Here is a 9,768-nt window from a genome sequence, read left to right as displayed (position 1 = left end):
CCCAGCGATCAGTTCGCATGCATACGTAGCGATTCAGCCGGCTCGAGTTCACGACTGAGCGAAGAAGCCGCAGTACCAGCTACTACAACCCCTCGAGCGAGCGGAGCTTCTGCTCGACCGCCGGTGGCGCGGCGCTGGGACCGTCGCGGACCCGGTGGTCGGGAATCAGGATCGGCGCGGGATTGTTATCCAGCGCCGTCCGAACCAGGGTGAGATCCTCGTTGTCCTCGTGATCGAGCTCCGGAGTCATCCGCGCCAGCGTGCGGACGTCGACCTGGTCGCCGTACGGGATCTCCCGAACCCGTTCCAGTACCGCTCGCTGGTCGGTCGGCATCGTCAGTGCAACCTGGACGTCGTCGAACTCGATCTCCTCGAACCCGTCGAGGTACTCGAAGATCCGCTCGAGGACCGAGTGGTCGTCCTCGGCGTCGTCCTCGGGCGTCTCGGGGAACGTAACCCGCAGCACCCGTCCGCTCGCGACGCCGACCTGCACGTATCGGTCGAAGTACGACGACTCCCGCGCGTAGATCCCGGCGTCGGTGACATCCTCCATGGTCGCCGGTACGAACGGCGGGCTTGAATATTCGCCGGTCGATCCGGCGTCGCGGACGCAAGCCTTATGTACATAACAGTACGTCGATGTACAATAATGAACTCTCCGACGGAGCTCGCACCCGAAGTGCGGTCGATCCTCGAGGCCGCCGGGGAGCGATCGAACGCCGATCGAGACCGGCTCTCGGTCGATGCGCGGTCGCTTCCCGACGCGCTGGCTCGAGCGGAGCGCGAGGGCCGGGTGCCGATCATCGCCGAAGTGAAGCCGACGAGTCCGACCGCCGACGGAACGCGCGCGGACGACCCCGTCGAACTCGCCGAGGCGATGGTCGCCGGCGGCGCGGCGGCGATCTCGGTGCTGACCGAACCCGACCACTTCGGCGGCTCGGCCGAGGCCCTCGAGCGAGTACGGGCGGCCGTCGACGTTCCGGTCCTGCGGAAGGACTTCGTGCTCGAGGAAGGCGGGATGGACGTCGTCGAGGCCGACCTCCTCTTGCTCATCGCGCGGTTCGTGGACGATCTGGAGGAACTGGTGACGGCCGCCCGCGACCGGGGGTTCCAGCCCCTCGTCGAGGTCCACGACCGCGAGGAGCTCGAGGACGCCCTCGAGGCGGGCGCCGAGATCGTCGGCGTGAACAACCGGGATCTGGCGAAACTCGAGGTCGATCTCGGAACGTTTGAATCCCTCAGTCCCCACGTTCCCGACGACGTGACGCTGATCGCCGAGAGCGGCGTCTCGACCCCCGAGGACGTCCGTCGGATGCGCGAGGCGGGCGCCGACGCCCTGCTGGTCGGCAGCGCGATCATGGACCACGACGGCGCGGGCGACGTGACCGAGAACACGCGACGACTCGCGGAGGCGACACAGGAGACACCCAATGAGTAAACCGGAGCGAAACCGCGACCGAGACAGCGAGGCAACGTTCGGCGAGTACGGCGGCCAGTACGTCCCCGAGGCGCTGATGCCCGCCCTCCAGGAACTCGAGGACGCCTACGAGCGCTACGTCCTCGCAAACGAGGACGGCTTCATGGACGAGTTCCGCGAGCGGATGCGGGACTTCGGCGGGCGGCCGACCCCCCTCCAGCGCGCGGATCGGCTCAGCGAGCGCTACGACCGGGAGATCTACCTCAAGCGCGAGGATCTGCTCCACGGCGGGGCCCACAAGCTCAACAACGCGCTCGGTCAGGTGCTGCTGGCCAAGTACATGGGCAAAGAACGGATTGTCGCCGAGACCGGCGCCGGCCAGCACGGCACCGCCACGGCGATGGCTGCGGCCCACCTCGATATGCCCTGCGAGATCTACATGGGCCGGACCGACATCAACCGCCAGCGGCCAAACGTCTACCGGATGCGGATGAACGGCGCCGAGGTGAACCCGGTCACCGCCGGCTCCGGCACCCTGAAGGAGGCGATCAACGAGACGATGCGCGACTGGGCGACGACCGTCGAGACGACCCACTACGTGATCGGCTCGATCGTCGGCCCGCACCCGTTCCCCAAGCTCGTCCGTGACTTCCAGTCGGTGATCGGCCGGGAAGCTCGGGAGCAGATCCGAGAGAAGGCGGGTCGGCTCCCCGACAGCGTCCTCGCGTGTGCGGGCGGCGGCTCGAACACGATCGGGGCGTTTCACGAGTTCGTTCCCGACTGCGCGGACCCACGGTTCGCGAACGAATCGAGCGGGCGCAGCCCGCGAGACGGGAGCGTCGACCTCGTTGCCGTGGAGGCCGGCGGCTCGAGCCTCGAGATCGACGAGGAAAACGCGCTGGCACCGAACTCCGCGACGCTGTCGACGGGCACCGACGGTGTGCTCCACGGCGCGATGACCAAGCTGCTCCAGAGCACGGACGGCCAGATCGTCGAGTCACACAGCGTCAGCGCGGGACTCGACTACGCCGGTGTCGGCCCCGAACTCTCCCACCTCGTCGACACCGGGCGGGTGACGCCCGTCAGCGTTCCCGACGAGGCGGCACTCAACGGCTTCCACCGGCTCTCGAACCTCGAGGGGATCATTCCGGCGCTGGAGTCGAGTCACGCGCTCGGCTATCTGGAACAAGAGCACGAACAGCTCGGCGACCTCGTGATCGTCAACGTCTCCGGCCGGGGCGACAAGGATCTCGAGACGGTGCTCGAGGAGACCGAGAAGCGCGACCTCGAGGCTGCGCCCGACGTGGAGGTGTTCGACCGACAATGACCGACGAACCGACGACCGCCGACAGCGACATCGAGGCCGCCATCCGCGAGAACCATCCCGCGCTGATTACCTACATCACGGCGGGCGACCCCTCGCTCGAGAACACGAAGGCGTACGTCGAGGCCCTCGACAGGGGCGGGGCGGACCTGATCGAACTCGGCCTCCCGTTCTCGGAGCCGATCGCGGAGGGGCCGACGATCCAGGCGGCGATCAACCGCGCCCTGGATGCGGGCACGACCCCCGAGGGCTTCTTCGAGCTGGTCGACGACCTCGAGACCGAGGCGCCGCTGCTGGTGATGACCTACTACAACATGCTGTTGCAGTACGGAACCGGAGGCGCGGACGTTCGGCCGTTCGTCGAGCGCGCCGCCGAGGCCGGGCTCTCCGGGATCATCGTCCCCGACCTGCCCGCCGAGGAGGCCGACCCGCTGCGGGCGGCCTGCGACGAGCACGGACTCGATCTGGTCTTCATCGTCGCGCCGACGACCGAGGGCGAGCGCCTCGAGACCATCATGTCCCAGGTGTCGGGCTTCGCCTACGTCCAGGCCCGCCTGGGCACGACGGGCGCGCGGGCGGACGTCTCGAACGCGACCCACGACAGCCTGACGCGCCTCGAGGAGTACGACGTTCCGAAGGCGGTCGGCTTCGGCGTCAGCGAGGGCGACCACGCCGCGGAGATAATCGAGGCCGGCGCCGACGGCGTCATCGTCGGCAGCGCCCTGGTCGACATAATAGCCGAACACGGCGAGGGCGACGCCCCCGCGGCCGACGCCCTCGAGGCCAAAGCCGCGGAGCTCAAACGCGGCGCCCGCCGGGGTGCCGGGGTAGATGTACCGGAACCAGAACAGCCATAACCACCTGATTGCTAGACACTCGCAATGACCACAGGCACCGACGCACGACTCGAGCGGATCGGTACAGACGGATCGTACGTAATCGTCCCGATGGACCACGGTCTCACGATGGGGGCCGTCCAGGGGCTGAAAGACATCGAATCGACCATCGATGGCGTGACACGCGGCGGCGCGGACGCCGTCCTCACACAGAAGGGGATCGCCCCCCGCGTCCACGACAACAAGAACGGCAAGGGGTACATCGTCCACCTCAACGGGTCGACGACGATCGGCCCGGACGAGCAGGACAAACGAGTAACTGGGACCGTCGAGGAGGCGATCCGGGCCGGCGCCGACGCCGTCTCGTTCCACATCAACGTCGGCTCGGACTACGAGCCCGACCAGACCAGCCAGCTCGCGGAGATCACCGCCGAGGCCGATCGGTTCGGCATCCCCGTCCTCGCGATGGCCTACGCCCGCGGCCCGGGAATCGACTCGGCCGACCCCGAGTCGCTCGGCCACGCCGTGCGCCTCGCCGAGGAGGTCGGTGCCGACGTCGTGAAGACGGGCTACAGCGGCGACGCCGACAGCTTCGAGCACGTCGTCGAGTCGACCCGGCTCCCGGTCGTCATCGCCGGCGGCTCGCGGGGCACCGACCGCGAGACCCTCGAGATGGTCCGCGGCGCCATGGACGCCGGCGGCGCCGGCATCTCGATGGGGCGTTCGATCTTCCAGCACGAGGACCCCGAGGCGATCGCGACGGCGGTCGCCGGGATCGTCCACGACGACCTCTCCGTCGACGAGGCGCTGACCGAGTCGGGGCTGGCGCTCGAGGTCTGATCGGCTCGAGACCTCGTTCGACCGTTTCACGCGTGTTCGAACCCCCTCCCACGCGGACCGGTCCCTTTTTCGGAGTTACTGTCAGCGTGTAGATAATCGCTATCTCCGTGCGGCGCCTCCGTTCGCCCGGAGAGTTCCATGAGCACACCAACCACCGAACCCGGAACCTACTCGTTACAGAAGGGCTGGCGGACGCTCGCACTCGCGGGGGGCGTCGTCGCGCTGCTCGGCCTGCTCGCGATACTACTACCGCTCGCGACCGGCATCGCGATCACGTACCTCGTCGGCGCCCTGCTGGTCGGCGGCGGAATCGTCCACGCCGGACACGCGTTCACCGCTCGCGGCTGGCGGGGATCGCTGTGGCAGGTCGCGCTCGCAGCGGTGTCGATCGGTTCCGGGTTGCTTCTCCTCGTCAATCCGGTCCTGGGGCTGCTCAGCCTGACGATTCTGGCCATCGCCTACCTGCTCGTCGACGGCATCGCGGAACTCGCGGCGAGCCTGCAGATGGACGGCGAAACCGGGCGCGGCTGGATCGCAGCGAGCGGCGTGACCTCTCTCGTCCTCGCGGGACTCCTCTGGATCGGATTCCCCGCCGACGCGGCCTGGGCGATCGGGTTGCTCGTCGGGATCAGTCTCCTGATGACCGGGCTCTCGATGGTCGCGGTCGCTTACGGCGGCCGCCGTCTCGATGAGGACGTCGCCGGCGCGACCGAACCCCGGGGCGCCTGACCGGGAATCGATTTTCGATCACCGTCGGATTCCGAGCGGACCGTCTCGAGCAGTTCCCCGACGACCGCCGAGCCGACGCGCTCGGCGTTGTCGATCGCCAGCGCGAGACTCGCCGCGGATCCGTCGAAGCTCTCTTCGACCGCCTCGCCGGGCGCCGGGCGGTCGTAGTTGGCGATTGCGCGTACGCTCAGGTAGCGCTCGAGCAGGTCGAACACGCCGACAGCGGCCGAACCTGGGAGACCGCAAGCGGGTTCGGGGGCGCGAAGGCCGCGCTCGGCGAGGACTGGTGAGCGGAGCGCGGAACACTTATCCGGAGACCGAGTACAGGTCCAGCCATGGGAATACTCGATCTGATGTTCGGGCGGTCGGGCGAGGGCCAGCAGGGAATCGAGGGCCACTCCTACAAGCTCCCCGAGGAGAGCCACGAGTTCGTCTACCCCGTCGCCGTCCGCCGGATCGAGCTCGAGGCGCTCGCGGAGCTGCTGGCGGCAGACGAGGCGGCGCCGTCGCTGGCCGACAACGCCGACGAGCTTCAGGACACCTTCGACGACCTCTTCGACGGGCGGGGGCCCGACGCGACCGATATCGCCGCAAAGGAGCAGGCCGCCCGCTCGACGGTCGAGGCAGTCCTCGAGACCTGGCGCGATCAGGTTCCCGAGGAGGACGACGGGCTCGGTGTCGTCTACGTCCAGCAGGCCGAGTTCGAGGCGATCCGATCGTTCGTCAAGCGCTGCAAGCAACGCGACGACCCCGGCGGCGAGTTCGAACTCCCGGAGTCGCTGCCCGCGGTCGCGGCCCTGCTCGCGCGACTGGACGAGGCCACTGACAGCCGGTACCGCGCGGTCGTCCACACCGATCTGTTGCCCGAGGCGTAGTCGCCCGTCTCCCGGAACGGGTCAGACGATCGACTCGAGCGCCTCGAGTCGATCGAGTTCGTACGTCGGCTCGTGCTCGCGGGCGACGTCGTCGCGGCCGACGTCGATCCACGCCGAATCCAGCCCCATCGCGTTGGCGCCCGCGACGTCTGCTCGCAGGGAGTCGCCGACGTGGATCGCCCGCTCCGGACTCGCCTCGAGGGCGCCCAGCGCCCGTTCGAACGGCGCGGCGTCGGGTTTCGGGTAGACCCCGGCGTTTGGGTCGGTGTAGACGCGGACGTCGAAGGCGTCCTCGATGCCGAGCGCGCGGAGCTTTTGAATCTGGGTCTTTCGGCCGCCGTTGGTGATCAAGCCGACTCGGCCGCGCTCGCGGGCGTGCTCGAGGGCGGCCTCGGCGCCGGGGCGAAACCGGACGGCGGTGGGGTCCTGGACCTCGAGGTACCGCTCGGCAAGCGAGGGTGCGAGCGCGGGGTCGGCGTCGGCCCGGTCGGCGACTTCGGCGAACAGCTCGGCGTAGAACTCCTCGGCAGTCCCGACCGTCGGCAAGGCGGGAACGGCCGCACGGAGATCGTCGGGGGTGCAGAAGGGGTTGCGGTCGACGCCCTCGAAGGCCCGCTCGAGCACCGCGGCGGGATCCTGCGTGGGCTCGCAGAGCGTGCTGTCGAGATCGAAACAGATCGCGTCGTAGGCAGCCATCTGGCTCCTCGTACGGTGCCGAGCGTTCTGAACGTTTCGTCCCGTGACAGGGGGGAACTCGGTGCACAGCCGGGGACGTCGGCTCGACCTTTCGATCCCCACGACTGCTGTCGGATCCGCCACGTTCAAGCCGTTGCCCTTCGAGACTCGAGCTATGACGAGAGCTGTCTGGGTCAAAGCCGACGACGCCGTCGGCGACTGGGACGCCCGCCGCGCACGGATCACGGCCGCGCTCGAGGCGGGCGCGGACTGGGTACTGGTCGACGAGGACGACGTCGAGCGCGTCCGCGAACTCGGCGAGATCAACGTCGCGGCGTTTCGAACCGACGGGGACGTTACCCTGGTCGACGACGTCGACGTCGTCGACGCCGAGGCCGAGTCGAAGCCGACGGCCGAGCCCGACGCCATCGTCGTCGGCAAGAACGGCGAGGGCGACGGGACGATCGATCCGCCGACCGACCTCTCGGGCTCGGCCGACCTCTCGACGCTGCGCCGCGAGGGCGAACTCGACCGGGCCGCGTACGTCCGCATCCTCGGGACGGAGTACGAGGCGTTCGCCGAGTCGGCCGCCCAGGAGGCCGACCACACGATCGTCGTCGGCGAGGACTGGACGATCATCCCGCTGGAGAACCTGATCGCGCGGATCGGCGAGGAGACGGAACTCGTCGCCGGCGTCACCGACGCCGACGAGGCCAGAACCGCCTTCGAGACGCTCGAGATCGGCGCCGACGCCGTCCTGCTGGATTCCGACGACCCCGACGAGATCCGCCGCACCGTCGAGGTCCGCGAGGCCGCCGAGCGCGAGTCCCTGGAGCTGGAGTACGCCGAGGTGAAAGACGTCGAGCAGATCGGCAGCGCCGACCGGGTCTGCGTCGACACCGGCTCCCTGCTCGAGCACGACGAGGGGATGCTCGTCGGCTCGATGGCCCGCGGGCTCGTGTTCGTCCACGCCGAGACCGCCGAGTCCCCCTACGTCGCCTCCCGCCCGTTCCGGGTCAACGCGGGCGCGGTCCACGCCTACGTCCGCACGCCCGACGGCGGGACGAAGTATCTGTCAGAGCTGCAGAGCGGCGACGAGGTCCAGATCGTCGACACCGACGGCAACACCCGCGAGGCGATCGTCGGCCGCGTCAAGATCGAGCAGCGGCCGATGTTCCGGGTCGCCTTAGAGACGGGAGACGGCGACCGCGTCGAGACGCTGCTCCAGAACGCCGAGACGATCAAGGTGCCCACGAGCGCGGGTCGGAAGGCGGTGACCGACCTCGAGGCCGGCGACGAACTCCTCCTGTACTACGAGGACACGGCTCGCCACTTCGGCGAGGCCGTCGAGGAGAGCATCATCGAGAAATAGTTAGTTCGTCGGCTCCTCTTCTTCGGGCTCGACCGGCTCGAGCCGGGTCGTACACCAGTGACAGAACGTGAGGTCCTCGTCGAGGGGTTTGCCGCAGTGGGGACAGCTCGGCCCCTCCTGGTCGGCGCCGTTGTTCGAGCCCGGCGGGAACCCCATCGACCGGAACGTCGCGTCGATCGCGGCGAAGAGGATGATAAACGAGACGACGAACTGGCTGATCGTGTCGGTCTCGGTGGTGACGACGCTCACCGCTCCCGACAGCGAGTCGGCGGCCGCGATCTGGTCGGTCGGAAACAGGAGCGCCAGCGAGGCCACGAAGATACCGCCAAAGGCGAGGCCACGAACCCAGTCGCGAATGAACACGTGACCCGCGCCGGGGAGGAGCACGGAGAGACCGGCAGCCGCGAGCGCGCGGATCCAAGTCATGGTACGTCAATCCGGTAGTGGAGCGGCGTCCTTAACATTCCGATTTCTCGTCAGGCCGACGCGTCCGGGCAGGTCACCTCGAGAGCGACGGTCTGGGAGATCGTGACGCCGCTCCCCTCGAGTTCGACGGACGCCTCCGGCTCCGACTCGAGCTCGTCGCAGTCGACCGTTCCCTCGAGTGCGGCAGAGTTGCCGGGTCCGACATCGATCCCCTCTCCCTCGATTTCGACGCCGGACGGCGTCTCGAGCTCCGTTACCGTAATCTCCTCGGCAAGCCGGTTCGTAACGTTCAGCAGTTCCCGCTCGCCGAGCGGCGCCGCCGCGTCCGTCGCGCTCTCGTTCGCTCTTTCGTTCGCGCTCTCCGACCCGGCGTTGTCGGGCACGTCGGCCTCGACGGGTTCGACGGCGACGTTCGCGTGTTCGTCGTCGACGACCTCCACGGCGATCGAGCGGTCCATCGAGACGACGCTGGCGCCGGCGCTCGCGGTGACGAGCATGGCGACCGCCACGACGATCAGGGCGACTCCGACGCGCGCGCTCATCGTCTCGGCGGCCCCTCGTGGCCGATGCGGTTGCGCCGCAGGTAGTAGGTGTGGACGATCGCCGAGGCGCCGAACATCGCGGTGAGCAGGGCGCCCAGCGCGACGGCCGAGAGCTCGCCGATCGGATACACCGGCACCCACGCGAGCGCGGTGATCACCGCGCCGACTCCCGACAGACCCAGATAGCAGTGGCTCCACGGGATGTCGTCCTCGGGGACGTACTCGAGGTACAGCTGGAGCTTCCGAGCCTCGTCGGTGAGCGCGACCTCGCCGCGGTTGCGGTCGTACTCGATGACGCCGGTCTCGTCGAGTCGCGGCAGGTGGGACTGTCGCAACGACGTGTAGACTCGCTTCCGTTTCTTCCAGGGAAGCTCGTCCGCCGGCGTCTCGTACTCCCACGAGGACACCGAGTCGACGAGGGTACGCAGGTCGACTCGCTCCTCCTCCTCCCGTTTGAGGTAGTGCAGTACCCAGCGCCGGCGCTGGTTGCTCAACATCTCGAAGACGTCGTCTCGGTCGAGTTCACCCGTTTCGAGTTCCTCGTCCTCTAGCTTGCTGACGCTCATTCTGATCCCTCCCGCTACCCCCGACGCCACCCCCCGGTGAGCGTGAGGTACACCGACACATTCGGTTCGGGGATATTTATTATTGAGAGCGTAGGTTCAGGTCTAGCGATATATATAGAGGAAGAAGCTATTTTCGGATCCTGATGTTGTAGATATCGCCCTCTCG

Annotated in this window: 12 protein-coding genes and 2 pseudogenes; 8 read left to right on the top strand and 6 right to left on the bottom strand. The window is 68.2% G+C overall.

All coding sequences use genetic code 11. From position 1 onward, the window contains the following. Nucleotides 1–82: 82 nt before the first annotated feature. Nucleotides 83–553, bottom strand: coding sequence for an MGMT family protein (locus tag ACNA7R_RS17345; protein WP_416284784.1), 471 nt, complete (start codon nucleotides 551–553; stop codon nucleotides 83–85). A 96-nt stretch (nucleotides 554–649) separates the two neighbouring features. Here ACNA7R_RS17345 and trpC point away from each other — a divergent pair, with 96 nt between their 5' ends. The 5 genes from trpC (at nucleotide 650) to ACNA7R_RS17320 (ending at nucleotide 5,146) form a co-directional block, all read left to right on the top strand. After that, nucleotides 650–1,438, top strand: a complete 789-nt coding sequence (gene trpC / locus ACNA7R_RS17340) for an indole-3-glycerol phosphate synthase (RefSeq protein WP_416284783.1) — start codon at nucleotides 650–652, stop codon at nucleotides 1,436–1,438. Next, nucleotides 1,431–2,744 (top strand): tryptophan synthase subunit beta, encoded by a 1,314-nt coding sequence (gene trpB / locus ACNA7R_RS17335; protein WP_416284782.1) that lies wholly within the window; start codon nucleotides 1,431–1,433, stop codon nucleotides 2,742–2,744. Before trpC ends, trpB begins: the two co-directional genes overlap by 8 nt. After that, nucleotides 2,741–3,598: a tryptophan synthase subunit alpha gene (trpA, locus tag ACNA7R_RS17330; RefSeq protein ID WP_416284781.1), complete on the top strand. Its 858-nt coding sequence runs from the start codon at nucleotides 2,741–2,743 to the stop codon at nucleotides 3,596–3,598. The genes trpB and trpA overlap by 4 nt, the downstream gene beginning before the upstream one ends. A gap of 24 nt (nucleotides 3,599–3,622) precedes the next feature. Beyond that, complete coding sequence (locus tag ACNA7R_RS17325) at nucleotides 3,623–4,417, top strand: 2-amino-3,7-dideoxy-D-threo-hept-6-ulosonate synthase (protein WP_416284780.1); 795 nt, start codon at nucleotides 3,623–3,625, stop codon at nucleotides 4,415–4,417. A gap of 138 nt (nucleotides 4,418–4,555) precedes the next feature. After that, a complete protein-coding gene (locus ACNA7R_RS17320) occupies nucleotides 4,556–5,146 on the top strand; it encodes an HdeD family acid-resistance protein (protein WP_416284779.1) in 591 nt (196 codons plus the stop codon). An 18-nt stretch (nucleotides 5,147–5,164) separates the two neighbouring features. Here the strand turns inward: ACNA7R_RS17320 and ACNA7R_RS17315 are convergent. Beyond that, nucleotides 5,165–5,361 (bottom strand): annotated as a pseudogene (locus tag ACNA7R_RS17315) (purine nucleoside permease); the annotation flags it as partial. Here ACNA7R_RS17315 and ACNA7R_RS17310 point away from each other — a divergent pair. Both ACNA7R_RS17310 and ACNA7R_RS17305 read left to right on the top strand, forming a co-directional pair. Further along, a pseudogene (locus ACNA7R_RS17310) lies at nucleotides 5,350–5,436 on the top strand (sprT domain-containing protein); the annotation flags it as partial. The pseudogenes ACNA7R_RS17315 and ACNA7R_RS17310 sit on opposite strands and share 12 nt — an antisense overlap. A gap of 45 nt (nucleotides 5,437–5,481) precedes the next feature. After that, nucleotides 5,482–6,021, top strand: a complete 540-nt coding sequence (locus ACNA7R_RS17305; RefSeq protein WP_416284778.1) for a hypothetical protein — start codon at nucleotides 5,482–5,484, stop codon at nucleotides 6,019–6,021. Nucleotides 6,022–6,042: 21 nt separating this feature from the next. Here ACNA7R_RS17305 and ACNA7R_RS17300 read toward each other — a convergent pair whose 3' ends face one another. Beyond that, a complete protein-coding gene (locus ACNA7R_RS17300) occupies nucleotides 6,043–6,717 on the bottom strand; it encodes an HAD family hydrolase (protein ID WP_416284777.1) in 675 nt (224 codons plus the stop codon). 154 nt (nucleotides 6,718–6,871) lie between these two features. Between ACNA7R_RS17300 and ACNA7R_RS17295 the strand changes: the two genes are divergently transcribed. Then, nucleotides 6,872–8,068 carry a 3-dehydroquinate synthase II gene (locus tag ACNA7R_RS17295; RefSeq protein WP_416284776.1) on the top strand — a complete coding sequence of 399 codons (1,197 nt, stop codon included), beginning with the start codon at nucleotides 6,872–6,874 and terminating at the stop codon, nucleotides 8,066–8,068. On the opposite strand, the gene ACNA7R_RS17290 is transcribed toward ACNA7R_RS17295, so the two are convergent. The 3 genes from ACNA7R_RS17290 to ACNA7R_RS17280 are packed head-to-tail and all read right to left on the bottom strand — an operon-like array spanning nucleotide 8,069 to nucleotide 9,602. After that, complete coding sequence (locus ACNA7R_RS17290) at nucleotides 8,069–8,494, bottom strand: zinc ribbon domain-containing protein (protein ID WP_416284775.1); 426 nt, start codon at nucleotides 8,492–8,494, stop codon at nucleotides 8,069–8,071. Nucleotides 8,495–8,544: 50 nt separating this feature from the next. Then, nucleotides 8,545–9,036 (bottom strand): hypothetical protein, encoded by a 492-nt coding sequence (locus tag ACNA7R_RS17285; protein WP_416284774.1) that lies wholly within the window; start codon nucleotides 9,034–9,036, stop codon nucleotides 8,545–8,547. Beyond that, complete coding sequence (locus ACNA7R_RS17280) at nucleotides 9,033–9,602, bottom strand: hypothetical protein (RefSeq protein ID WP_416284773.1); 570 nt, start codon at nucleotides 9,600–9,602, stop codon at nucleotides 9,033–9,035. Before ACNA7R_RS17280 ends, ACNA7R_RS17285 begins: the two co-directional genes overlap by 4 nt. Nucleotides 9,603–9,768 lie beyond the last annotated feature (166 nt).

This window comes from Natronococcus sp. (assembly GCF_047921035.1).
Taxonomy (GTDB): domain Archaea; phylum Halobacteriota; class Halobacteria; order Halobacteriales; family Natrialbaceae; genus Natronococcus.
This window is presented reverse-complemented; position numbering and strand designations above follow the sequence as displayed.